The 23,371-nt window shown below is 69.0% G+C and carries 21 protein-coding genes; 17 read left to right on the top strand and 4 right to left on the bottom strand.

From position 1 onward, the window contains the following. Positions 1-13 precede the first annotated feature (13 nt). Entirely contained in the window at positions 14-1,159 is a 1,146-nt protein-coding gene (locus BLW44_RS11215; RefSeq protein ID WP_060925790.1) for an ROK family transcriptional regulator, read from the bottom strand. Between the two features lie 201 nt (positions 1,160-1,360). Between BLW44_RS11215 and BLW44_RS11210 the strand changes: the two genes are divergently transcribed. The 7 genes from BLW44_RS11210 to BLW44_RS11180 all read left to right on the top strand — a co-directional run bounded on the left by BLW44_RS11210 (position 1,361) and on the right by BLW44_RS11180 (position 9,114). Then, positions 1,361-2,617, top strand: coding sequence for an ABC transporter substrate-binding protein (locus BLW44_RS11210; RefSeq protein ID WP_060925791.1), 1,257 nt, complete (start codon positions 1,361-1,363; stop codon positions 2,615-2,617). Between the two features lie 44 nt (positions 2,618-2,661). Beyond that, positions 2,662-3,567, top strand: coding sequence for a carbohydrate ABC transporter permease (locus BLW44_RS11205; RefSeq protein ID WP_060925792.1), 906 nt, complete (start codon positions 2,662-2,664; stop codon positions 3,565-3,567). Then, positions 3,557-4,468, top strand: a complete 912-nt coding sequence (locus BLW44_RS11200) for a carbohydrate ABC transporter permease (RefSeq protein ID WP_060925793.1) — start codon at positions 3,557-3,559, stop codon at positions 4,466-4,468. Before BLW44_RS11205 ends, BLW44_RS11200 begins: the two co-directional genes overlap by 11 nt. A 2-nt stretch (positions 4,469-4,470) precedes the next feature. Then, complete coding sequence (locus BLW44_RS11195) at positions 4,471-5,424, top strand: ROK family protein (protein WP_060925794.1); 954 nt, start codon at positions 4,471-4,473, stop codon at positions 5,422-5,424. 62 nt (positions 5,425-5,486) lie between these two features. Next, positions 5,487-7,028: a M81 family metallopeptidase gene (locus tag BLW44_RS11190; protein WP_305848749.1), complete on the top strand. Its 1,542-nt coding sequence runs from the start codon at positions 5,487-5,489 to the stop codon at positions 7,026-7,028. Further along, positions 7,028-8,374, top strand: coding sequence for an alpha-L-fucosidase (locus BLW44_RS11185; RefSeq protein WP_245647342.1), 1,347 nt, complete (start codon positions 7,028-7,030; stop codon positions 8,372-8,374). The genes BLW44_RS11190 and BLW44_RS11185 overlap by 1 nt, the downstream gene beginning before the upstream one ends. After that, a complete protein-coding gene (locus BLW44_RS11180) occupies positions 8,371-9,114 on the top strand; it encodes a copper homeostasis protein CutC (protein ID WP_060925796.1) in 744 nt (247 codons plus the stop codon). The genes BLW44_RS11185 and BLW44_RS11180 overlap by 4 nt, the downstream gene beginning before the upstream one ends. 125 nt (positions 9,115-9,239) lie before the next feature. Here the strand turns inward: BLW44_RS11180 and BLW44_RS11175 are convergent, their stop codons facing one another. Further along, positions 9,240-10,160 (bottom strand): hypothetical protein, encoded by a 921-nt coding sequence (locus tag BLW44_RS11175; RefSeq protein WP_060926027.1) that lies wholly within the window; start codon positions 10,158-10,160, stop codon positions 9,240-9,242. A gap of 77 nt (positions 10,161-10,237) precedes the next feature. Here BLW44_RS11175 and BLW44_RS11170 point away from each other — a divergent pair, with 77 nt between their 5' ends. The 3 genes from BLW44_RS11170 to serA all read left to right on the top strand — a co-directional run bounded on the left by BLW44_RS11170 (position 10,238) and on the right by serA (position 12,830). Beyond that, positions 10,238-10,768: a hypothetical protein gene (locus BLW44_RS11170; RefSeq protein ID WP_074731765.1), complete on the top strand. Its 531-nt coding sequence runs from the start codon at positions 10,238-10,240 to the stop codon at positions 10,766-10,768. A gap of 11 nt (positions 10,769-10,779) precedes the next feature. After that, positions 10,780-11,100 (top strand): hypothetical protein, encoded by a 321-nt coding sequence (locus BLW44_RS11165; RefSeq protein ID WP_060925797.1) that lies wholly within the window; start codon positions 10,780-10,782, stop codon positions 11,098-11,100. Between the two features lie 125 nt (positions 11,101-11,225). Continuing rightward, positions 11,226-12,830 carry a phosphoglycerate dehydrogenase gene (serA, locus tag BLW44_RS11160; RefSeq protein ID WP_060925798.1) on the top strand — a complete coding sequence of 535 codons (1,605 nt, stop codon included), beginning with the start codon at positions 11,226-11,228 and terminating at the stop codon, positions 12,828-12,830. Positions 12,831-12,914: 84 nt separating this feature from the next. Here serA and BLW44_RS11155 read toward each other — a convergent pair whose 3' ends face one another. Continuing rightward, on the bottom strand, positions 12,915-13,460 hold the full coding sequence (locus tag BLW44_RS11155) for a TetR/AcrR family transcriptional regulator (RefSeq protein ID WP_060925799.1): 546 nt from the start codon (positions 13,458-13,460) through the stop codon (positions 12,915-12,917). A gap of 113 nt (positions 13,461-13,573) precedes the next feature. Between BLW44_RS11155 and BLW44_RS11150 the strand changes: the two genes are divergently transcribed. From BLW44_RS11150 to BLW44_RS11125, 6 genes are all read left to right on the top strand, one after another. Beyond that, positions 13,574-15,109, top strand: coding sequence for an MFS transporter (locus BLW44_RS11150; protein WP_060925800.1), 1,536 nt, complete (start codon positions 13,574-13,576; stop codon positions 15,107-15,109). Positions 15,110-15,183: 74 nt separating this feature from the next. After that, the gene (locus BLW44_RS11145; protein WP_060925801.1) at positions 15,184-16,227 is read left to right on the top strand and encodes a 3-isopropylmalate dehydrogenase; all 1,044 of its coding nucleotides are present in this window, start codon (positions 15,184-15,186) and stop codon (positions 16,225-16,227) included. 81 nt (positions 16,228-16,308) lie between these two features. Beyond that, positions 16,309-17,409: a branched-chain amino acid aminotransferase gene (locus BLW44_RS11140; protein WP_060926029.1), complete on the top strand. Its 1,101-nt coding sequence runs from the start codon at positions 16,309-16,311 to the stop codon at positions 17,407-17,409. Between the two features lie 107 nt (positions 17,410-17,516). Then, positions 17,517-18,293, top strand: coding sequence for a fumarylacetoacetate hydrolase family protein (locus tag BLW44_RS11135; protein WP_060925802.1), 777 nt, complete (start codon positions 17,517-17,519; stop codon positions 18,291-18,293). Then, the gene (locus BLW44_RS11130) at positions 18,290-19,546 is read left to right on the top strand and encodes an MFS transporter (protein ID WP_060925803.1); all 1,257 of its coding nucleotides are present in this window, start codon (positions 18,290-18,292) and stop codon (positions 19,544-19,546) included. The genes BLW44_RS11135 and BLW44_RS11130 overlap by 4 nt, the downstream gene beginning before the upstream one ends. Further along, positions 19,543-20,340, top strand: a complete 798-nt coding sequence (locus BLW44_RS11125; protein WP_060925804.1) for a class I SAM-dependent methyltransferase — start codon at positions 19,543-19,545, stop codon at positions 20,338-20,340. The genes BLW44_RS11130 and BLW44_RS11125 overlap by 4 nt, the downstream gene beginning before the upstream one ends. Here the strand turns inward: BLW44_RS11125 and BLW44_RS11120 are convergent. Then, entirely contained in the window at positions 20,295-21,539 is a 1,245-nt protein-coding gene (locus tag BLW44_RS11120; protein WP_074731763.1) for an acyl-CoA dehydrogenase family protein, read from the bottom strand. The genes BLW44_RS11125 and BLW44_RS11120 overlap by 46 nt on opposite strands. A 173-nt stretch (positions 21,540-21,712) precedes the next feature. Between BLW44_RS11120 and gltX the strand changes: the two genes are divergently transcribed. Further along, positions 21,713-23,218, top strand: coding sequence for a glutamate--tRNA ligase (gene gltX / locus BLW44_RS11115; RefSeq protein WP_060925805.1), 1,506 nt, complete (start codon positions 21,713-21,715; stop codon positions 23,216-23,218). The last annotated feature ends 153 nt before the right edge of the window (positions 23,219-23,371 follow it).

Here is a 23,371-nt window from a genome sequence, read left to right as displayed (position 1 = left end):
CCGGGGTGGCGGCTCAGGCCGGCGTCACCTCGCGCTCCTCGAGGGCGAGTCTGGCCGCGCCGTGCAGGATCGCGTCCGCCCCGGTGATCGCCGCTTCGATGCGCAGTCGCTGGGTCGCCAGCGGGTGGCAGGCCTCATACACGCGGCTGCGCACGGCGGCGATGAACGGCTCGGACGCGCTCATGCTCCCGGTGAGGAACACGGCGTGCGGGTTGAAGAAGTTGACCACCCCGGACAGCGCCTGACCGAGGTGCGTGCCCGCGGTGCGCACCAGGCTGGTCGCGAGGGGATCGGCGTCCCTGGCCAGCGTCAGCACATCGGAGGTGGTGCGCACCGCGTCGTTGCCGCGCTCGCGCATCTGCCTGACCAGACTCGCGCCGCTCGCGACGGTCTCGAGGCATCCGGTGTTCCCGCACGAGCAGGGGATGTCTCCGCTGCCGTCGATCCGGGTGTGCGTGATGTCGCCGGCGGCGCTCGTGGCGCCGCGATGGATCCGCCCGTCGACGACCACACCGCTGCCGATGGCGGTGCCCGCCTTCACGGTGATGCTGTGCTGAGTGTGTCCGAACTGCGCACGATGTTCGCCGAGGGCCGCGAGGTTGGCGTCGTTGTCGACGGCGACCGGCGCACCGAAGCGGGCAGCGAGGTGCTCCCCGACCCGGAATCCCGGCCACCCGGGCATCCGCGAGGGCTGATCCACGGAGCCGGTCGCGATGTCGACCGGGCCGGGAAGGCTGACGCCGATCGCGTGGATGCGTGCGTCGATGCCGAGGCGGTCGAAGACCACCGCGACGCGGTCCAGCGTCGCCTCAGGGCCCTCGGTGAGATCGATCGCGATCGACTCGGTGCCCTGCAGTGCACCGCTGAGCGAGTGCCGCCCGATCCGTGCGTGTCGACCGCCGAGATCGAGCGACAGCACGATGCCGTCGCCCGCGATCTGCAGGACGCGCGGGCGCCGTCCGCCGCGTGAGGTGCCGTCGCCGGCTTCCTGCAGCACTCCGGCATCCAGCAGCGCCTGCACCCGGAGTCCGACCGTCGAGGCGGCCACGCCGAGGAGTCCGGCGAGCTCGCTGCGGGAGCGGGCTTCGCCGCGCGCGACGAGATCGAGGATGCGCCGGGAGTGCAGGTCCTCGACGGCGAGGGGCGAGGTGTCGGGCATGAGGCTCCTTCGTGATCGAAGCAAGGTCAGCGTAGCGGGGCGATCGTGCGTTTCCGACAGATGACGAATTATCAAGCTCCGATAAACATCGGATGTTCGGCTTGCGGGGCGCTACGAAGTGTGACAGCCTCGCTTCATACGAAATCCTACTAGGTTCCTTCGATTCTCGAACTAACCTGATCCTTCCCGAGGAGGCATTCAATGAAGAAGTTGCGTGTGGGGGCAGCCGTCGCTGTCGCCGGCGTCGCTGTGGCGATGACCGGCTGTGCAAGTGGAGACGCCGGCGGTTCGGCCGACGGCGACACGATCGTCGTCGACATGTGGGCCGGCAGCGAGTCCGACGTCGACGCGCTGGAGGCGCAGGTCGCGTTCGCCCAGGAGCAGAACCCCGACATCAAGATCAAGCTGCAGACGTCGCCGTGGAGCGACTTCTTCACCAAGCTCACCACGAACATGGCCAGCGGCAACATGGCGTGCGTCACCGGCATGAGCGGCGCCCAGCTCGGCGGCTACACGCAGGGCTTCCGCGAGCTGAGTGAGAAGGACCTCGAGACCGCCGGGATCGACTGGTCGGAGTTCAACCCGAGCGCCGACGGCATCCTGAGCTTCGAGGGCAAGGTCTACGGCGTTCCGTTCGACGTCGCCACCATGCTCGTCTACTACAACCAGGACATGCTGACCTCCGCCGGGGCCGCGACCCCGGAGATCGGCTGGACGTTCGACGACTTCGACGCGATCGCCGCCGACGCCACGAAGGACGGCAAGTACGGATTCGCGATGGGCATGGGCGGCTATCAGTGGATGTCGATGCCCATCGCCTACTCGGCGACGCAGCCGGCCTCCGAGGACGGCACGCTGCACATCGATGACGAGGCGTTCGTCGATGCAGCGTCCTGGTACGCGGGTCTGGTCGACGAGAAGAAGGTCGCAGCCCCCGTGGCATCCGCCTCGGACACGGGCTGGGGCGAGAACCAGTACTCCGGCGGCAACGCCGCCATGGCCGTCGACGGCACCTGGAACGCCGTCACCTACCTGAAGAACGAGTCCGGCTTCGCAGCCGGGATGGCTCCGCTGCCCGCAGGCGTCGATGGCAACCCCGGCCCGATCCTGGGCTCCGGCTACGGCATCTCGGCGAACTGCGAGAACCCGGAAGCCGCTCTCAAGGTGATGGGGTCGCTCCTCGGCGAGGACGCTCAGGACTACATCGCTTCGTCCGGACGCTCGTACCCGGCCCGCGTCTCGTCGCAGCCGCTCTACTTCGAGTCGATCGACGAGGAGTACCGCGACCAGGTGCAGTCCGTCTTCGAGGCCGCCTTCGGCGACACCGTGCCGCTGTACATGACGAAGAACTGGCAGAAGCTCGACAGCTACATCCAGCCGAACCTCGTCAGCGTCTACAACGGCCAGATGACGATGGAAGAGCTCCTGTCGAACGCCCAGTCGCAGTTCGGCGAATGAGCCGTCCGCGGTCTCTGCAGCAGTAATCAAGGAAAGAAACTGAGATGACGATCACGACGAGACGTCGCGGATCGCTCGCCAAGGTCGAGGCCCGCCAGGCGCTGGGATTTGCAAGCCCAGCCCTGGTGGGGCTCGCCCTGTTCACGATCGTGCCCGTCGGGCTCTCGATCGTGATGAGCGTCTTCGACTGGCCGACCTTCGGCGAGCGCAGCTTCAACGGCGTGGACAACTACGTCAAGCTGTTCACCAGCAGCCCGGACTTCTGGCCGGCGCTGCGCAACTCGGCGCTGTACACCCTGCTCTACGTGCCGCTGAGCGTCGCTCTCTCGCTCGTGCTCGCCCTCGGCCTCGGGCCGCGTATCCGCGGTCGCGGTGCGCTCCGGGTGCTGTTCTTCATCCCGGTCGTGACGCCGATGGTCGCGAACGTGCTCGTGTGGAAGATGATGCTGCAGCCGCAGGGGCTCTTCAACGGGCTCTCCGAGACGTGGTTCGGCATCCAGCTCCCGAACTTCCTCGCCGATCCATCGTGGGCCATGGTCATGGTCGTCGCGATGAGCGTCTGGCAGGGGCTCGGCTACAACATGCTGATCTTCTCCGCCGCCCTCGAGCAGCTCCCGGAGAGCGTGCTGGAGGCCGCGAGCATCGACGGCGCACAGGGACTCCGTCGCGTGTGGAGCATCATCATCCCGATGATCTCGCCGTCGATCTTCTTCGCGACGATCATGACGATGATCACCTCGCTGCAGGTGTTCGTGCAGCCGCAGCTGCTGACCGGCGGCGGCCCCGGCAACTCCACGAAGCCGCTCGTCATGTTCATCTGGGAGCAGGGCTTCACCTTCGGCGACCTCGGGCTCGCCGCCGCCGCGGCCTGGATCCTCTTCGCGATCATCATCGCCATCACCGGACTGCAGTTCGCCGCACAGAAGAAGTGGGTGCACTATGAGCACTGAGACCCTCACCACCCCGACGTCGGCGCTGCGCACCCCGCGTGAGCTGCGACGTGCGCGCGGTGCGGCGACCACTCCGGCCGCCCGCGTCCGGCTCGTCATCGCACACGTCTGCATCTACCTCGCAGCCCTCGTGTTCGTCTCGCCGATCATCTACGCGTTCTTCTCGGCGCTGAAGCCCAACACCGAGATGTTCTCGATGCCGCCGACGCTCATCGGCTCGGAGCTCCGCTGGAGCAACTTCGTCGACGTGTTCTCCTACGGGCCCTTCGTCACGTACATCGCCAACTCGTTCCTCGTCGCGATCCTCGGCACCCTCGTCGTGCTGGTCGTGTCCACGACTGCCGGCTACGCCTTCGGCCGCCTGCGCTGGAAGGGCCGCGACGCCGTCTTCATCCTCTTCCTCGCGACGCTGATGGTCCCCGCAGAGGTCCTCGTGATCCCGATGTTCCAGGTCATGCAGTGGTTCAACTGGGTCGACACGTACCAGGCTCTCGTGCTGCCTTTCGCCTTCGGTGCGTTCGGGACGTTCCTGATGCGGCAGTTCTTCCGCGGCATCCCGTACGAGCTCGAAGAGGCCGCCCGCGTCGACGGGGCCGGTCCCATCCGCTCGTTCCTGCAGATCATCCTCCCGCTGTCGAAATCGGCTGTGGCCGTGCTCGCCGTGTTCACGTTCCTGACGTTCTGGAACAGCTATCTGTGGCCGCTCATCGTCACCGTCGACTACGACGCGCACGGCACGCTCCCGGTGGGACTCGCCAGCTTCGCCGGACTGACCGGCACGCGCTGGGACCTGCAGATGGCGGCGGCGATCATCTCGATGATCCCCACCACGCTGCTCGTGATCATCCTGCAGAAGCACCTGGTCAAGGGCATCGCGATGGCTGGACTCGGCGGACGTTGACGATGGGGGAGACACAGCAGAGGGCGACCCTGCCCGCGGACGGCATCGTCGGCATCGACATCGGCGGGACCAAGATATCGGGACTCGTCGTAGACGCGGCGGACGGGCTCGTCCGCGGAAGCGTCCCGGCTCCTGCCGGCGTCGGCGGGTGGGCGATGGCGGATGCCGCCGCCGACCTCGCACGGGACCTCGCCCTTCGCGCCGGAGTGCCGTTCGTCGCGGTCGGCGTCGGGGCGGCCGGCGTGATCGACCACGAGACGGGCACGGTGAGAGCCGCTTCCGCCACCTTCGTCGACTGGGCGGGCTTCCCGCTCGGCGACGAGCTGCATGCCCGACTGGGCGTGCCGGTCAGCGTCGAGAATGACGTCAACGCCTTCCTGCTCGGCGAGGTCGCCGGCACCGAGAGTGTCGAGCAGGACGTGCTCGGCGTCATGCTCGGCACCGGGGTCGGGGGCGCCGTCATGATCGGCGGTGCACTGAGGCACGGTCCGAACGGGGCGGCGGGGGAGATCGGCCACACCCCGGGGTACAGCGAGCTGGTGTGTACGTGCGGTCAGCGCGGGCATCTCGAGACGCTCGCATCCGGAACCTCGATCGGCCTCCGCTACGAGGCCCGCACCGGCACCGCAGGACTCGGGGCGCGCGAGATCGCGCTGCTGGCACGGGGCGGCGATGCGGATGCCGTCGCGGTCTTCGACGCCGCGGGCCGAGCGCTTGCTCTCGCGTGCGCCAGCGCCGCGACGCTGCTGGACCTGCCGCGGGCGATCGTCGGCGGGGGAGTGGCGCACGCCTGGGACCTCCTGGAACCGGCGATCATGCGGACCCTCGTGACCGATGCCCCGGTATCTGGGCTCCCCCTGCTCATCACACCGGCGACGCAGGGCGCCGACGCCGTCGCCCTCGGCGCGATCGAGGCGGTGCGCCGTTCTCTCGAGCCGGTGGGGGCGTACCGGTGAGGACCGACACCATGACAGAGGAGCACGAAGTGACCGCAGTCCCCGAGGCCAGCGAGATCTGGATGGGGGCACTGCCTCCGGTCGCGGATGGCGGTGTGCAGAGACCCCGCATCGGCATCGGGGGCATCTCGATCGAGTCGAGCACCTTCTCGCCGCACATCTCCGGCGACGAGGCGTTCACGATCCGCAGCGGAGCGGAACTGCGCGCATACTATCCATTCCTCGACGACGGGCGAGAGCTCGCAGAGGCCGCGGACTGGGTCCCGCTCACGCATGGCCGCTCGCTTCCCGGCGGTGCGGTGGACCCCGAGACCTATCGCCGTATGAAGCAGGCGATCGTCGACGGCATCCGCCTCCACGGTCCGTTCGACGGCTTCTTCTTCGACATCCACGGCGCGATGAGCGTGGTCGGGATGGAGGATGCCGAAGGAGACCTCGCCGTCGCGGTGCGCGAGGCGCTGGGGCCGGACACGCTGGTGTCCACGTCGATGGATCTGCACGGCAACGTCTCCGAGACGCTGCGGGACGCCGTCGACCTGCTCACCTGCTATCGGATGGCGCCGCACGAGGACTGGCTGAACACGAAGGAGCGGGCGGTGTGGAACCTGCTCGCCCGTCTGCGCGGCGAGCACGGAGGTGATGTCCTGCGCCGGCGTCCCTACACCGCGTGGGTCGGGGTGCCCGTGCTGCTTCCGGGCGAGAAGACCAGCACCCGCCTCGAGCCCGCTCGAGGGATCTACGCCGAGCTGCCGAGGATCGAGGCGCTTCCCGGCGTCGTCGATGCCTCGGTGTGGATCGGATACGCATGGGCGGACGAGCCGCGCTGCCAGGCGTACGTCGTGGTCACGGGCGATGACCGCGAGCTCATCGCCCGCGAGGCGGAGCGCGTCGCTCGGAGGTTCTGGGAGGCGCGCGAGGAGTTCGTCTTCGTCGCCCGGACGGGGTCGCTCGATGAGGCGGTCGAGCGTGCGCTGGCTCCTGATGCGCGGCATCCGTACCTGATCTCGGACTCCGGAGACAATCCCACCGCGGGCGGTGCCGGGGACGTCACCTGGACCCTCGCGCATCTGCTCGAGCGCGCAGAGCTGACCGGATCCGAGCGCACGACGCTCGTCGCCTCGATCTTCGACCCGGCGGCGGTCGCCGCAGCGGTCGCCGCCGGCGTCGGGGCATCCGTCACCGTCTCGGCGGGAGCGGGAGTCGACGACGGTCCGCACGGTCCCGTCCGGATCTCGGGGACCGTGTTCTCGATCACCCACGGAGACCCGGATGCCGGCACCCAGGTCGTCCTCGCGGTCGGCGGATTGCATGCCGTCATCACCGAACGCCGAAAGCCGTTCCACCACCTGCAGGACTTCCGGATGCTGGGACTGGAGCCGACGACCGCGGACATCGTCGTCGTCAAGATCGGCTACCTCGAACCCGAGCTCTACGACCTCGCAGCCGACTGGACGCTGGCACTCACCCCTGGCGGCGTCGATCAGGACCTGCTGCGTCTCGGACACCGTCGACTGCGACCCGGCGTGTACCCGTTCGATTCCTCGGGCACGCCAGAGCTGACCGCCGTCGTCGTGCGACGCGGCGAGGAGGAGAGCCTCTCATGATGAACTTCGAGACTCGCACCGGGCCTGATCTGGGTACGGCGACCCCTGAATACCCGGGCAACGGGGTGCCAGAGTGGTACCGCGATGCCAAGCTCGGGTTCTTCGTGCACTGGGGCCTGTACTCGGTGCCGGCCTGGGCTGTGCAGCACGGGAAGGGCGTTCACATCCCCACCGAGGACGCCTACGCCTGGCATCAGTACGCGGAGTGGTACGGCAACACGGTGCGCATCGCCGGGAGCCCCACCTGGGAGCGGCATCAGCGCCTGTACGGCCCCGGAACCTCCTACGAGGACCTCGCAGACCGATGGACGGCCGACGCGTTCGATGCCGACGCATTCGTCGGCGAGCTGGTGGATGCGGGCGCCCGGTATGTGGTGCCGACGACGAAGCACCACGAGGGGTTCTGCCTCTGGGACACGGCGACGACCCGGTTCAACGCCGCCGCGCGCGGCCCTCGACGTGACCTGATCTCGGAGTTCCACGACGCGACCCGCCGAGCGGGCGCACGGTTCGGCGTCTACTACTCGGGTGCGCTGGACTGGCATGTCAGCGACTTCCCCCCGATCGAGTCGGACACGGACCTGTTCCGGCACCGTCGCAACGATGCCCATTTCGCCCGCTACTCGGCCGCGCAGCTCGAGGAGCTCGTCGAGCGCTTCTCGCCCGACCTCCTCTGGAACGACATCGACTGGCCGGACGGCGGCAAGGGCGCCGAGGAGTTCGGCGTCGCCGCGCTGCTCGCCCGCTACTTCGACGCGGTGCCGGACGGTGTGGTGAACGACCGCTGGGGAGTGCCGTACCACGGCTTCCTCACCAGGGAGTACACGAACGTGGACGAGTCGCAGGCGCACCCGTGGGAGTCGACGCGCGGGCTCGGGTACTCGTTCGGCTACAACAGCGCCGAGGATGCCTCGCAGACCCTGTCCGGCCCCGACCTGATCCGGATGCTCGTCGATGTCGTCTCCAAGAACGGCAATCTGCTGATCAACGTCGGCCCGGACGCCTCCGGGCGGATCCCCGAGTTGCAGCGGAACACGATGCGGGAACTGGGCGCCTGGCTCCACGCGCACGGCACGACGATCTACGGCACTCGCCCGTGGCTGCGCCACGGCGAGGCGCACGGCGAACCCCGTCGCTACACGCAGTCGGGCGGTGACGTGCACGTGCATGCGCTGGATCCGAGCCTCGGCCGGATCACCCTGCCCGCTGAACTGGAGCACGGGCGGGCCCGCTGGTCCGACGGGTCTGACGCAGAGGCGATGCGCACCGTTGACGGCACTGTCACCGTGCGCATTCCGGATGCACTCGGCTCTGCGGCTGTCGCGACCCTCACCGTGACGCCGTGACAGACCGGACAGCGCTCGAGATCGCCGTGCAGGATGCCGCGGGTGTGCTCCTCGCGCTCCGCGCCGGCGCGGATCGGGTCGAGCTCTGTCAGGCGCTGTCCGCCACGGGTGGACTCACCCCGTCCGGTGCGACGGTCGACGCGGTATGCGCCGTGGCAGAGCATCCTGCCGCTGTCGCAGTGCTCATCAGACCGCGTCCCGGAGGATTCGTCTACGACGAGGACGAGGTCGCCGTCGTCGCGGCCGACGTCGCCGACGCGGTGCGGCGGGGCGTCGGCTCGGTCGTGGTCGGCGCGCTGACCGCAGACGGCACGGTTGATCGCCGTGCCCTCGATGTCTGGCGGAGCGCTGCGGGCGACGCCGACGTCGTGTTCCACCGCGCGATCGACACCGTGCCGGAACCGAGCGCGCTGATCGACGACCTGGTCGAGTGCGGCGTGCGTCGGGTGCTCACGAGCGGCGGCGCCGCGCGGAGCGTGGACGGTGCTGCGACTCTCGCACGCATGGTCGCCGCGGCCGACGGGCGCCTGCAGGTCATGGCCGGCGGTGGTGTGCGGCCCGACGACATCCCGGCCCTGCTCGCCGCGGGCGTGGATGCCGTGCACCTGTCCGCGCGTCGGCCGTCGGGGGATCCGTCGTCCACAGGTCCCGGGGGAGGAGAGCCCGGCTGGGACGTCACCGACCCGGGGATCGTGGCACTCGCCGCCGTCGCACTCGACCGGTATCGATCGGTCCGCTGAGTCCCGGCACCGCCCCATCCATCCCGGCACTGCCCCATCCACTCCGGCACCGGCTCCGACCGCCCCCGCATGACGAACGCGGGCGCCCCCGGTGGGGCGCCCGCGTCATCTGGACGTGCGGAACGTCACTCGGCCGGTGCGTCCTCGACCTCGATCGGCGCGTCACCATCGGCCCACACCGGAGCGGGAAGGAGGGTGTCGGTGGCGCCGCCCTGGATCGAGCGCAGCGCCTCCTCGATCTCCTCGGCGTTCTCGGGAACCGCGAGGCCGCAGGTGCGCAGCTCCGAGGCGAACTTCAGGGTCAGGCGGCTCTTACCCGCCTCCACGGCCTGAGCCGTCGTCCCGGTGCGCTTCTCGCTGCCGGTCTGGATGTCGGAGACCTCGTCGCACACGTGGTAGACGGCGCCGCCGTCGACCCAGACGACCTCGTCGGCGCCGAGCAGCTGGATGACGGCCGACTGGTCGGCGGTGTACTTCTCGACCGAGGGCGGGTTGAAGTCGACGCCGATCACGGCCGCCAGCAGCGCGAGGACGATGCCGACGATCCCGGCAGTGGTCTTCTGCCCCTTGCTCATGTCCTTGTTCAGGAAGATCAGGATGATGAGCGGCAGGAATGCGACGATCGCGATGATCGCGCCCAGCTGGTTCTGCACGAAGAAGCGCACCGTCTCGGACCTGCGGGCGGGGTCGAGACGATTCGCCTTCTTCCACAGCACCGAGCCCGTGATCGCGAGCGCGGCGATGACGACGAGCAGGATGAGGAGCGTGATGAACGCCCACTGCGGGAACTCCGCAACGACTCCTCGATCCTCGAGCAGCCCGGTGTCGGTGTTGCGGACGAGCTCGCCGTCCTCCCCGACGTACACGCGCTGGCGCAGGAGCCAGAAGATGGCGACGGCCTCGGCGGCGATGGCGAGCGCCCACAGCACTGCCGCGATCCAGCGGAACGTGGTGGCTTTCGACTTCGCCTCTGGGGTGGGCTTCCAGCCCGCTGCGGGCTCGTCGAGCGAACCGCTCGGCTCGACGTTCTGGTTCTGCTCGGCCACGGTGATCCTTCCCGGCAGGGCCCGGCGGGCCCAGATGCCCCCGAGCATAGTGGACGCCGTGTCCTACGCTGGAGGACATGACCTCCGACTCCGACGACGCCCTGAGCTGGGACGGTGACGACGGCGACAGCCCGACGCCGACCGCTCCGTCACCCGCAGAACGGAAGTCCGTGGCACCTGCGGACGCCACGCTTCCCGAGGGCTGGAATGCGGTGGGAAAGGGCAGCGGCGCTGTCGGCCGACCGGTGCCGGAGGAGAGCGACGATGCGGATGCCGATGCCGATGCCGATGCCGATGACACCGAGACGCCGGGGCTGAGCACCGCGATGCTGCTGATCCTCGGGGTCGTCGGGGGCATCTACCTCCTGTACAGCGTGGGCTGGGTCGTCGGCGGACTGCGCCTGAAGCCGCTCGCGAATTTTTTCGTCATCGACGCGATGTTCCTGCCCTGGTTCGTCCTTGCCGTGGCGGCGCCTTTGCTGTGGTTTCTGGCGAGTTGGGTGCTTACGCGCGGCAAGGCCGGCTGGATCCGGGTCTCCGCGCTCCTCCTCGGGGTCGTGCTCCTCGTGCCCTGGCCCTTCGTTACAGTGGGGGCGATCGGACTATGAGTGAGGCGCAGATGTCACAGTCAGCTTCGGCGGCGTCGCCTCGATGGCTCACCGGAGTCGTCCTCGGATTGGCGGGCCTCTTCTACGCCTACGCGATCTGGAACGCCGTGGCGCACCTGATAACCATGGGGCAGGTCGGACTGAGCGGTGCTGGCTGGGCCACGCTAATCTTCGGCGTCGTCTTCCCCGCGATCGTGTTCGTCTTCGCCTATCTGATCGGAAGGCGACGATCCGCAGGAGAGCTCGCACTCGTGCTCCTTACGGGCCTCGGCGTTGTCGCGGTGTTCTGGCTGAGTCTGCTCGCATACAGCCTGAGCCCGGCGGCGTCCTAGCGATTCCGCGCTCCGCGGCGTCACACGGCGCGGAGCAGCGGGAGCGCTCGGGTACAGTTGAGGTGATCGCGCCCCCACGGTGTGCGGCGCATCGGCCCCCTGTCGCGCTGCCCCGAAGGATCCCTGTGCCGAAGCCCGTCGTGCTCATCGCCGAAGTTCTCTCTCCCGCCACGATCGAGGCCCTCGGTCCCGATTTCGACGTGCGTCACGTCGACGGCACCGACCGCGAGGCGCTCTTCGCCTCGCTCGCGGATGCCGACGCGGTGCTCATCCGCTCGGCGACGCACATCGACGAGGAGGCGCTGACGCACGCGCCGAAGCTCAAGGTCGTCGCCCGTGCGGGCGTCGGGCTCGACAACGTCGACATCAAGGCGGCCACCGCGGCCGGCGTCATGGTCGTGAACGCACCGACCTCCAACATCGTCTCGGCCGCCGAGCTCACGGTCGGTCACATCCTCAGCCTCGCTCGTCGGATCCCCGCCGCGCACGCCTCCCTCGCCGCCGGGCAGTGGAAGCGCAGCTCCTTCACCGGTGCCGAGCTCTTCGAGAAGACCGTCGGGATCGTCGGACTCGGACGCATCGGCGCCCTGGTCGCAGCGCGCCTCGCCGCCTTCGACATGCGTGTCGTCGCCTACGACCCCTACGTCACCTCTGCTCGCGCTCAGCAGCTCGGTGTGCAGCTGCTCTCGCTCGACGAGCTCGTGGCCGAGGCGGACTTCCTCACGATCCACATGCCCAAGACGCCGGAGACGACCGGCATGATCGGTGCCGAGCAGTTCGCGGCCATGAAGCCGACCGCCTTCGTCGTCAACGTCGCGCGCGGTGGCCTGATCGACGAAGAGGCGCTTCATGCGGCTCTCGTCGCCGGAGAGATCGCCGGCGCCGGGCTCGACGTGTTCACGACCGAGCCCCCCGCCGAGGGCGGCACCGCTCGTCCGCTGCTCGACCTCCCGAACGTCGTCGTGACGCCGCACCTCGGTGCGAGCACCGAGGAGGCGCAGGAGAAGGCCGGTGTGTCCGTCGCCCGCTCCGTGCGCCTCGCTCTCGGAGGAGACCTGGTTCCGGATGCCGTCAACGTCGCCGGTGGCGTCATCGACCCGTACGTGCGCCCGGGCATCTCGCTCGTCGAGAAGCTCGGCCAGATCTTCGCCGCGCTCGCGACGTCGCCGCTCACCAGCCTCGACGTCGAGGTGCACGGCGAGCTCAACGACTACGACGTGAGCGTGCTGAAGCTCGCCGCACTCAAGGGCGTCTTCACGAACATCGTCAGCGAGACGGTCTCGTACGTGAACGCCCCGCTGCTCGCCGACCAGCGAGGCATCGCCGTCCGTCTGCTCAAGGACGACGTCAGCGAAGAGTACCGCAACGTGATCACGCTGGCCGGCGCCCTCTCCGACGGTACGCAGCTGTCGGTCTCCGGCACTCTCACGGGGCCGAAGCAGGCCGAGAAGCTCGTCGCGATCAACGACCACGCGCTCGAGCTGCCCATCGAGAAGCACCACGTCGTGATGCTCTACACCGATCGGCCCGGCATCGTCGCGGTCTACGGTCAGAAGTTCGGCGAGGCCGGCATCAACATCGCCGGCATGCAGATCTCGCGTCTCGGTGCCGGTGACCAGGCGCTCAGCGTGCTGACGCTCGACTCCCCGGTGCCGGACGAGCTGCTCGACGACCTTCGCGGTTCGATCGACGCCGACCTGTTCCGCCAGATCGAGATCACCGAGGTCTGACCGGCTCTCGAACCGGAAAGCGGGAGGGGCGACCATCGGGTCGTCCCTCCCGCTTCGTCATTCGGGGCGGACGCCGAGCCGAGGTCAGGGGGCGGTCGCGCGCAGCACCAGCGCGATGAGCTCTGCCAGCTCCTGCCGGTGCGGGACGAGGCGCTGCTCCCCGTTCACGTCGAGCGAGTTGTTGAAGTAGAGCCCGTCGCTGAGCAGCATGACGAGATCGAGACTGGCCCGGTCGCGCACGTGGGGACGGATCATCTCCTCCCAGCGGTGCCGGACTGTGCGCAGCGCCTCACCGGCGGCGAGTGATCCGCCCTGCGCGAGCCGGGAAGTGGCGATGAGGGCACGATCCAGAGCATCGTCCTCCATGACCGAGGTGCGGATGTAATAGGCGACGGGGCCGTCATCGTCTGCGGCCATGCGCTCGAGGTCGATCGTGGTCAGCGCATCCAGGCGCTCCAGGATGCCGGCGGCCAGGTCGTCCTTGGATCCGAAATGATAGAGGAGTCCGCCCTTGGAGACACCGGCGGCCTTTGCCGTGGCATCCAGTGTCGCCGCTCTCTCGCCGTCGTTGATGACGATGTTCTCGAAGGCATCGAGAACGCGTTCTCGGGCCAGGGGAGGTCGGGGCATCGGGGTCCTCTGTTCGTCTCGCATCACAGTATCGCGGCCGTGTGACGACTCTGTTACTATACCAGCTGGACGGTTTAGTAATGTGAGCCGCCATTCTTCTGAGAGGTGTTCCCATGACCCGTACTGCGTCGATTCCGACGACAGAGACGGATGCGCCCCGCGTCGGGCCCCGAGGCTGGGCGGCGCTCGTCGTCCTCATGCTGCCGGTGCTGCTCGTGTCGGTGGACAACACGGTGCTGAGCTTCGCGCTGCCCGAGATCTCCATCGCGCTGGCCCCCACCGGGGCCGAGCAGCTGTGGATCATCGACGTGTACCCGCTCGTGCTCGCGGGGCTGCTCGTCACCATGGGAACCCTCGGCGACCGATTCGGCCGTCGCCGGATGCTGCTGATCGGCGCGACCGGCTTCGCCGCCGCCTCCGCCCTCGCCGCCTTCGCACCCTCGGCCGCACTCCTCATCGCGGCGAGGGCGCTGCTCGGGCTCTTCGGTGCGATGCTCATGCCGTCCACCCTCTCGCTGCTGCGGTCGATCTTCCGAAACCGCGATCAGCGTCGACTGGCGATCGCCGTGTGGGCGTCGGCCTTCTCGGCTGGATCCGCCCTCGGTCCGATCGTCGGCGGCTTCCTCCTCGAGCACTTCGCCTGGGGTGCCGTCTTCCTCGTCGCCGTGCCGGTGCTCATCCCGCTGCTCGTCGCCGCACCGCTGCTGGTGCCGGAGAGTCGGGACCCGAACCCCGGCCGCATCGACCTCGTCAGCATCGTCCTGTCGATGGCCGCGATGATCCCGGTCGTCTATGCGATCAAGTCCCTCGCGGTCGACGGCCCGAGCCTCAGCGCGGGAGCGTGGGCGCTGCTCGGCATCGTGATGGGCACGCTGTTCGTGCGCCGCCAGCTCGTCGCGGAGGTGCCGATGCTCGACATGGCGCTGTTCCGCCGAGGGTCCTTCTCCGGAGCGATCCTCGTCAACCTCCTCAGCGTCGTCGCCCTCGTCGGCTTCCTCTACTTCGTCTCGCAGCACTTGCAGCTGGTCCTCGGCCTGTCGCCGATGACCGCGGGTGTGGCGCTCGTCCCCGGGATGCTGGCGATGATCGTCGCGGGCCTCTCGGTCGTGCCGATCTCCCGGCGAGTGCGTCCGCACGTGCTGGTCCCTGCCGCGCTGGTGTTCTCGGTGGCCGGGTACCTGCTGGTCGCCTTCACGACCTCCGATCACGGCGTCGCGCCGCTGATCGTCGCGTTCGTCGTGCTGGGCATCGGCATCGGGGCGGCGGAGACGATCTCCAACGAGCTCATCCTCTCCAGTGCCCCGGCCGAGAAGGCGGGAGCGGCGAGTGCCGTGTCCGAGACGGCTTACGAGCTCGGAGCCGTCCTCGGCACCGCAGTGCTCGGCGGACTCATCACGGCGTTCTATCGCGGGGCGCTCGTGGTGCCGGATGGCATCCCCGCGGAGGCCGCCCACGCGGCGAAGGAGACCCTCGCCGGTGCCTACACGGCCGCTCAAGATCTTCCCACCGAGATCGGCGACGTGCTCTGGCATGCGGCGTCAGCGGCGTTCGGATCCGGTGTGCTGGTCACCTCCCTGATCGGTGCGGCTTTGGTCGTCCTCGCGGGCGTGATCGCGGCCGTCACACTGCGCAAGACCCCCACGCACTGACCAGTACGCTGGGAGGACCGGCGCGCTCGGCATCCGTGCGAGCGCGGCCGGTCCATCCCGATGCAAGGAGTGTCATGTCGCGTGTCGTGAAGCTGGCCCTGATCCCCGGTGACGGGATCGGTCCCGAGGTCGTCGCCGAAGCCGAGAAGGTCCTCGACGCGGTCACCGCGGACGCGGACGTCACCTTCGACAAGACCCGCTTCTCGCTGGGAGCCGCCCGGTACCTGGAGACCGGCGACACGCTCACCGACGACGACCTGCAGGCGATCGCCGCGCACGACGCGATCCTGCTGGGCGCGGTCGGCGGCACACCGGGGGACCCGCGGCTGAAGGACGCGAACATCGAGCGCGGCCTGCTGCTGAAGCTCCGCTTCACGCTCGACCACTACGTCAACCTCCGCCCGTCGAAGCTGTTCGCCGGCGCTCCCGGTCCGCTCGCGAACCCCGGGGACATCGACTTCGTCGTGGTGCGCGAAGGGACAGAGGGACCGTACGTCGGCAACGGCGGAGCCATCCGCAAGGGAACCCCGCACGAGGTCGCGAACGAGACGTCGGTGAACACGGCTTTCGGAGTGGAGCGCGTCGTACGCTACGCCTTCGATCTCGCGGAGCGGCGCGGCAAGAAGGTGACGCTGGTGCACAAGACCAACGTGCTCGTGCACGCGGGGGCGATCTGGCAGCGCATCGTCGACGAGGTCGCCGCCGAGCATCCTGACGTCGCCGTCGACTACCTGCACGTCGATGCCGCCACGATCTTCCTCGTCACCGACCCGTCGCGCTTCGACGTGATCGTCACCGACAACCTGTTCGGCGACATCCTCACGGACCTGGCCGGCGCGGTGACGGGTGGCATCGGACTCGCAGCCTCGGGCAACATCAACCCCGACGGCACCTTCCCCTCGATGTTCGAGCCGGTGCACGGCTCGGCTCCGGACATCGCCGGTCAGCAGAAGGCCGATCCCACCGCGGCGATCCTGTCGGTGGCCCTGCTGCTCGACCACCTCGGATTCGGTGCGGAGGCCGCTCGCGTGAGCGCCGCCGTCGAGTCCGACATCGCCGCCCGTGCGGGCGCGCGTACGACGGCGGAGATCGGCTCCGCCATCACCGCCCTGCTCTGAGCTCTCACCGCTCTGCTCAGGGCGACAGGCGTAGGCTGAGACGGCGCGAGGATGCGCGCCGCATGAGGAATGGATGACGAGATGACGACCATCGACGCCGAGACCACCGTGGCTCCACTGGAGTTCGCCGTGACCAAGAACCTGAACGCCGCGACGAACGCTCGCGTCGCCGAGGTGCATGAGAACCCCGGCTTCGGCGTGGTCTTCACGGACCACATGGTCGACATCTGCTGGTCGACCAAGGGCGGCTGGCACCGTCCGCGTGTACAGCCCTATGGACCGATCCCGCTCGACCCGGCAGCCTCCGTGCTGCACTACGCCCAGGAGATCTTCGAGGGGATCAAGGCCTACCGCCACGCCGACGGCTCGATCCACACCTTCCGTCCCGACCGCAACGCCGCGCGCCTGCAGGCCAGCGCCCGCCGTCTCGCGCTGCCGGAGCTGCCGACGGAGTACTTCATCCAGTCGCTGCGCGAGATCGTCGCAGTCGACGCACGCTGGGTGCCCTCCGGTGCCGACCAGAGCCTGTACCTGCGCCCGTTCATGTTCGCGAAGGAGGCCTTCCTCGGCGTCCGGGCCGCGCAGAAGGTCGCCTACTACGTCATCGCGAGTCCGGCCGGCGCGTACTTCACCGGGGGAGTGAAGCCGGTGCGCATCTGGCTCTCCGAGGACTATGCCCGAGCCGGCAAGGGCGGCACGGGCAAGGCGAAGACCGGCGGCAACTACGCCTCGAGCCTCCTCGCTCAGAGCGAGGCCAGCGCCCGGGGCTGCGACCAGGTCGTGTTCCTCAACGAGCAGCGCAACGTCGAGGAGCTCGGCGGCATGAACGTCGTGTTCGTCTTCAAGGACGGCCGCGTGGTCACCCCGGAATCCGACAGCATCCTCGAGGGCATCACGCGGGACTCGCTGCTGCAGCTTGCCGAAGACCGCGGCTACACGGTCGAGAAGCGTCCGATCTCGATCGACGAATGGCGCGAGGGCGTGGCATCCGGTGACATCGTCGAGGTCTTCGCCTGCGGCACCGCCGCCGTCGTCACCCCGATCGGCGCGCTCGTGGGAGAGGGCTTCGACGAGCCGCAGCCGTTGGGGGAGCTCGCGCTGTCGCTGCGTGAAGAGCTCACGGACATCCAGTACGGCCGCCGCGAAGGCAAGCACGGCTGGCTGCTGCGCCTCGACGCCTGAGCTCGACGCCTGAGCTCGTCGAGCGTCAGAGCCGAACCACCGAGACCCCGCCGTGCGCTCCGCACGGCGGGGTCTCGTCGTCCGGGACGCTGGCTAGGCTGGATGCCATGAAGATCGCCCGATTCAGCCATGACGACGCCATCCTCTTCGGGATCGTCGACGACACCGACCTCGTCGTCCTCTCGGGCGACCCGCTCTTCGCCGGCTACGAGCCCACGGGTGATCGCGTCCCGATCGCGGACGCCGTGATCCTCGCCCCGGTGATCCCGCGGTCCAAGATCGTCTGCGTCGGCAAGAACTATCACGACCATGCCGCCGAGATGGGGGGAGCGGCGCCCGAGGAGCCGCTGCTGTTCCTCAAGCCGAACACGGCGGTGATCGGGCCCGGCGACGCGATCGTGCGCCCGACGATCTCGGAGCAGACCGAGTACGAGGGCGAGCTCGCGGTGGTGATCGGCAAGGTGGCGAAGAACGTGAAGGCCGCGGATGCGCTCGACCACGTGCTCGGCTACACGATCGCGAACGACGTCACCGCTCGCGATCTGCAGCGCAAGGACGGTCAGTGGGCTCGCGCGAAGGGGTTCGACACCTTCTGCCCGCTCGGCCCGACCATCAGCACCGATTTCGATCCAGCCGAGGCCACGATCCAGGCGCGGGTGAACGGCGAGGTGCGTCAGCAGGCGCCGCTCACGGACATGATCCACTCCGTCGAGTCGATCATCGAGTACGCCTCGGCGGTGTTCACCCTGCTCCCCGGAGATGTCATCCTCACGGGCACGCCTGCGGGCGTCGGCACGTTCGTCGCCGGCGATACGGTCGAGGTCGAGATCACCGGGCTGGGGATCCTGCGCAACAGCGTGCGTGACGCCGTGCGCGCATCATGAGCGTCGTCGCCCTGACGGCGGCTCAGCAGGCGGCGGTGCAGCGCAGGACCGTGTTGGTGCTCTCGCTGGGCCAGGTGCTCGGCGGCATCGCCTTCGGGGCGACCGTGTCGCTCGGCGCGCTGCTGGCGGCCGACATCTCGGGCAACGATGCCCTGTCGGGCCTCGCGACCGCATCCGTGACTCTCGGCGCGGCGCTCTGCGCCATCCCGCTGGCCCGCCTGGCGGCGAGGGTGGGCCGTCGCCGCGCCCTCACACTCGGCAACCTCTTCGCACTGGTGGGGATTGCGGTGGTGATCCTCGCGGCATCCCTCCGGGTGTTCCCGCTGCTGCTCGTCGGGATCCTGATGATCGGCGCCGGGAACGCCGGAAACCTCCAGTCCCGTTTCGCCGCCACCGATCTCGCGGCGGCGCAGCACCGCGGACGAGATCTCTCGATCGTCGTCTGGGCGACCACGATCGGCGGAGTGGCAGGACCACTGCTCCTCGGGCCCGGTGAGCTGGTCGGAGCCGCGATCGGCATGCCGCCGCAGACCGGCTCGTACGCATTCTCCTTCGTCGCCCAGTGCGCGGCCCTCGTGCTGTATCTCGTCGCCCTGCGCCCCGACCCGCTGCTGGCGGCGCAGCGGCTGGCCAAGGAAGCGGTCGCGGCGACCGGGGCGGCGATGGCCGACCGACCGGTCATCGCACGGTACGCGATCTTCGCGGTCGCCGGATCGCACGTCGTGATGGCATCGGTCATGGCCATGACCCCCGTGCACCTCGCGCACATGGCGCACGGCGCGCACGGGATGGCGCCGACCCCGGCCGATGTCTCGGCGCTCGTCGGCATCACGATCGCCCTGCACGTCGGCGGCATGTACGCGTTGTCGCCGCTCTTCGGCATCCTGGCCGACCGGTGGGGCAGACTGCGCGTCGTCCTGCTCGGGCAGGTGCTGCTGGGCGGTGCACTCGCCTTCGCCGTCTTCGCGAACGACCGGGAGTGGGGCGTCATGGTCGCCCTCATCCTGCTCGGACTCGGCTGGAGCGCGGCGACGGTCGCGGGCGCGGCACTGCTCACCGAATCGAGTGCGCCCGAGGTCCGCACGCGCAGACAGGGGCGCAGCGACTCCCTGATGAGTCTGTCGGCAGCAGCCGGTGCCGTGCTCGCCGGAGTCGTGCTCTCGAACTTCCAGTACGCGGGGCTGGGCATCGCCGCGTCGGTGATCGTCCTGGCGATCGTCGCGCTCTCGCCGCTCGGGCGCGCGAAGCGATGAAGGACTGGGCGGGTACGGGGCGTGCCTATGCGGACTCCTACGCCTCGCTCTGCGTCGGCACTGCGGATGCACTGCGCGACGCACTCGGCGCACCTGCAGACCGGACACTGCTCGATGTGGGGTCGGGCACAGGGCTGCTCACCGCTGCGCTCGCCCAGGACGGCTGGGAGACGAGCGGATGCGAGCCGGAGCCGACCATGCGGGAGATCGCGCAGCGGGAGCATCCACTGATCCCCGTCCACGACGGCTCACTGCCGTCGCTGCCGTTCGCTGCGGGAGCCTTCGATGCGGTCGTGGCGAACTTCGTCCTCAATCACGTGAGCGATCCCCGAGGCGCGGCGCGCGAGCTGCTGCGTGTGTCGAGAGAACGGGTGGCGGCGACGATCTGGACCGACTCGCCCAGCTGGCTGTGGCGCGAGGTGTCCGAACGGGCGGGAGTCGCCCCCGCGACGGGGGAGCGGCTCCCGCCCGAACGGGACTTCGAGCGCTCGGTGGAGGGATTCGGGCGGATGCTGGCCGACGGCGGCTGGCCGCGACCCCAAGTCGTGGAGGTCACCTGGACCTGGCATGCGAGACCCGTCGAGCTCTGGGCGTCGGCCGAAGGCGGGGTCGGAGCGGCGGGACAGACGTTCCGCTCGCTCGGTGACTCCGACCGCTCATCCTTCCGCGCCGCGTTCGATCTCGTGTGTGCGGAGAGGTCGACGGACGGTCGGCTTCCGCTGCAGCACTCCGCCGCGGTCGCCGTCGCTCAGGTGTACCAGGTCGGCTCCGGCACCTCGTTGCGCAGCACGTAGTCGCCGACCTCGCGCTTCTTGTACGCGATCGGATCGTGCAGGCTGTGCGTGCGCAGGTTGCGCCAGAAGATGTCGAGGCCGACCGAGCTCGCCGACGCCCGTGCACCCGTGAGCTCGTAGACCTTCGTGGCGACCGTCAGCCCGTCGTCGACGATACGCAGCTTTCCCGCCGCGACGCGCACGGCGATCTCGCCGCGACGGCGAGCGGTCAGCTCTTCCCTCGGGGCATGCAGCACCGCGCTGATCTCGGCGCCGACGGCATCCAGAAGCGCTTCATCCGCCCAGAGCCGAGAGGCCAGCTCCCCATACCCCGCCAGCAGGTACCACTCGTCGGTCGCGTGCTGCTTGTCGTCGCCGCCGTACGGCCAGGGGCGTGTGGTGGTGCGCGTGTAGGCGGAGGCCGTCTCGAGCGCGCCCTGCGCGATGCCGAGATAGAAGTTCGCGAACACGAGCTGGATCGCCGGCACGTTGAGGGTGTTGTAGGTGAGCGGCTGGAAGACCCTGTCGACGAAGCCCGCTGCTGCGGCCCACGGGACACGGACGTCGCGGATCTCCACCGAGCCGGACTCGGTCAGGCGCTGGCCGAGGCTGTCCCAGTCGTCCGCGAACACGATGCCGTCCTGTGCGGTGGGGACGATCGCGAAGATGTGCGTGTCCGTGCCCTCGAGGACGCCTTCGAGCACGGTGAGATCCGAGATCTGGCCGCCGGTGGAGAACGACTTGCGTCCGGAGAAGACGAGCTCATCCCCGTCCTCCCGGATCACGAGGTCGGAATCGCGCGGATTGACCGCCCCGCCGAAGACGAAGGCATTCGAGGTGTACAGCTCCTCGACGGCCGCGATCTGCTCCTCCGTCGCCACGAGACGTGCGGCCCACGCCCAGAGATAGTGGTAGCCCAGGACCTGCCCGATCGATCCGTCGCCGCGGGCGACAGTCCTGATGACCTTGTACGCCGTGTCCCACGTCTCGCCGGCGCCGCCGTACGCGCGGGGACCCAGCAGCGTGACCAGGCCGGAGTCCTTCAGCAGCTGCACCTCGGCGTGCGGTGTCTTGTTCGCGCGGTCGCGCTCGACGGCGTCGACGGCGAGGATGTCCGCCACCTCCTGCGCGCGGTCGAGCCACTCGAGGCTGGTCTCAGGTCGCGCTGCTTCTCGCCAGCGGTCGGTGAGGCCGGTCGTTCCTGCATCCGTGATGGTCATGTCATCACCCTTCTGTTCGGTCGATGCGGCAACGATAGGAGCAGGATGCCGTTGAGCCGCGGTTGTTTCCCAAGGTGAGTGACTGTTACCCACGGTGACCCCTGGTGCCCGGTGGATGAGCGCCGAGGAGCGGGCAGGTCGCGGCAGCACCCGACAACTAGAATCGAAGGGCTATGGCTACTCCTCACCCCCTCACCACGACCGCCGCCGGTGCCGACGTCCGCGTCCGCTTCTGCCCCTCGCCGACCGGGCTGCCGCATGTCGGCATGGTCCGCACCGCGCTCTTCAACTGGGCCTACGCCCGCCACACGGGCGGGAAGATGGTGTTCCGCATCGAGGACACCGACGCCGCCAGGGACAGCGAGGAGAGCTTCCGCCAGTTGGTCGACGCGCTCACCTGGCTCAAGATCGACTGGGACGAGGGAGTAGAGGTCGGTGGCCCGCACGCCCCGTACCGCCAGTCCGAGCGGCACGACATCTACCGCGGCGTGATCGACAAGCTCCTCGCGACCGGCGCTCTCTACGAGAGCTACTCGAACGCCGAGGAGATCGACGCCCGCAACGAGGCGAACGGCCGTGCGAAGCAGCTCGGCTACGACAACTTCGATCGCACTCTCAGCGACGAGCAGAAGGAGGCCTTCCGCGCGGAGGGCCGCCAGCCCGCGCTCCGACTCCGAGTGCCCGACGAAGACCTCACCTACGTCGACCTGATCCGCGGCGAGGTCACCTTCCCCGCCGGTTCCTTCCCGGACTTCGTGGTCGTGCGTCCGAACGGCATCCCGCTCTACACTTTCGTCAACCCGGTGGACGACGCTCTGATGGGCATCACCCACGTACTGCGCGGTGAAGACCTCATGCCGTCGACCGCGCGTCAGCTCGCGCTGTACGCCGCATTGATCGACGCGGGCGTCACGACGTTCGTGCCGCGTTTCGCGCACATGCCGCTGGTGCTGGGGGAGACCGGCAACAAGAAGCTCTCCAAGCGCGACCCGCAGGCCGACCTGTTCCTGCACCGCGACCGAGGCTTCATCCACGAGGGCCTGCTGAACTACCTGGCGCTGCTCGGCTGGTCGATCGGCCACGATCGCGACGTCTTCTCGCTCGAGGAGTTCACCGAGGCGTTCGACATCGTCGACGTCAACCCGAACCCGGCCCGCTTCGATCAGAAGAAGGCCGAGTCCATCAACGGCGACCACATCCGCAGGCTCGCCGAGAAGGACTTCGCCGAGCGGACCATCCCGTACCTCGCTGCGGCCGGTCTGTTCGACGAGCCCACGCATGAGCAGCTCGTGCTGGCGTTTCGGGTCGCGCCGCTGGTGCAGGAGCGCGTCCAGCTGCTGGGCGAGGTGCCGGGCATGGTCGGCTTCCTGTTCACCGACGACGTCTCGTACGACGCCGACGCCCTCAAGGGACTGCCGGCGAACGCCGCCGAGGTGCTGGATGCGTGCGCTGCGGCGCTCGAGCCGGTGACGGAGTTCACCCCGGAGAAGATCCAGGAGGCCCTCGCCGAAGCGCTCGTCGAGAAGCTGGAGCTCAAGCCGCGCATCGCCTACGGTCCGCCGCGCGTCGCGATCACCGGGCGCCGGGTCTCGCCGCCGCTGTTCGAGTCGATGGAGCTGCTCGGCAAGGACGAGTCGCTGCGCCGTCTCCGGGCGCTCTCGGAGTTCCTCGCCGCGTGAGGTGACTGAACGAGAGGGAGGGCGTCCATCGGACGCCCTCCCTCTCGCGTGTCAGGACGCTTGTCGAGCTGCGTCGCAAGCTCGCTTCCCGGGGATCGGAGAGCGACTCGCCCGGCCGGGGCACGGCGTTTTGGCATTAGCGGCGCGGCTCAG

Origin of the sequence: Microbacterium hydrocarbonoxydans, from assembly GCF_900105205.1 — a bacterium.
Lineage (GTDB): Bacteria > Actinomycetota > Actinomycetes > Actinomycetales > Microbacteriaceae > Microbacterium > Microbacterium hydrocarbonoxydans.
This window is presented reverse-complemented; position numbering and strand designations above follow the sequence as displayed.

Bases quoted from the DNA above. Each gene is read 5' to 3' on its own strand.
- BLW44_RS11215 (WP_060925790.1), bottom strand. From the start codon at position 1,159: ATGCCCGACACCTCGCCCCTCGCCGTCGAGGACCTGCACTCCCGGCGC.
- BLW44_RS11210 (WP_060925791.1), top strand. From the start codon at position 1,361: ATGAAGAAGTTGCGTGTGGGGGCAGCCGTCGCTGTCGCCGGCGTCGCT.
- BLW44_RS11205 (WP_060925792.1), top strand. From the start codon at position 2,662: ATGACGATCACGACGAGACGTCGCGGATCGCTCGCCAAGGTCGAGGCC.
- BLW44_RS11200 (WP_060925793.1), top strand. From the start codon at position 3,557: ATGAGCACTGAGACCCTCACCACCCCGACGTCGGCGCTGCGCACCCCG.
- BLW44_RS11195 (WP_060925794.1), top strand. From the start codon at position 4,471: ATGGGGGAGACACAGCAGAGGGCGACCCTGCCCGCGGACGGCATCGTC.
- BLW44_RS11190 (WP_305848749.1), top strand. From the start codon at position 5,487: ATGGGGGCACTGCCTCCGGTCGCGGATGGCGGTGTGCAGAGACCCCGC.
- BLW44_RS11185 (WP_245647342.1), top strand. From the start codon at position 7,028: ATGAACTTCGAGACTCGCACCGGGCCTGATCTGGGTACGGCGACCCCT.
- BLW44_RS11170 (WP_074731765.1), top strand. From the start codon at position 10,238: ATGACCTCCGACTCCGACGACGCCCTGAGCTGGGACGGTGACGACGGC.
- BLW44_RS11165 (WP_060925797.1), top strand. From the start codon at position 10,780: ATGTCACAGTCAGCTTCGGCGGCGTCGCCTCGATGGCTCACCGGAGTC.
- BLW44_RS11155 (WP_060925799.1), bottom strand. From the start codon at position 13,460: ATGCCCCGACCTCCCCTGGCCCGAGAACGCGTTCTCGATGCCTTCGAG.
- BLW44_RS11150 (WP_060925800.1), top strand. From the start codon at position 13,574: ATGACCCGTACTGCGTCGATTCCGACGACAGAGACGGATGCGCCCCGC.
- BLW44_RS11145 (WP_060925801.1), top strand. From the start codon at position 15,184: ATGTCGCGTGTCGTGAAGCTGGCCCTGATCCCCGGTGACGGGATCGGT.
- BLW44_RS11140 (WP_060926029.1), top strand. From the start codon at position 16,309: ATGACGACCATCGACGCCGAGACCACCGTGGCTCCACTGGAGTTCGCC.
- BLW44_RS11135 (WP_060925802.1), top strand. From the start codon at position 17,517: ATGAAGATCGCCCGATTCAGCCATGACGACGCCATCCTCTTCGGGATC.
- BLW44_RS11130 (WP_060925803.1), top strand. From the start codon at position 18,290: ATGAGCGTCGTCGCCCTGACGGCGGCTCAGCAGGCGGCGGTGCAGCGC.
- BLW44_RS11125 (WP_060925804.1), top strand. From the start codon at position 19,543: ATGAAGGACTGGGCGGGTACGGGGCGTGCCTATGCGGACTCCTACGCC.
- BLW44_RS11120 (WP_074731763.1), bottom strand. From the start codon at position 21,539: ATGACCATCACGGATGCAGGAACGACCGGCCTCACCGACCGCTGGCGA.
- gltX (WP_060925805.1), top strand. From the start codon at position 21,713: ATGGCTACTCCTCACCCCCTCACCACGACCGCCGCCGGTGCCGACGTC.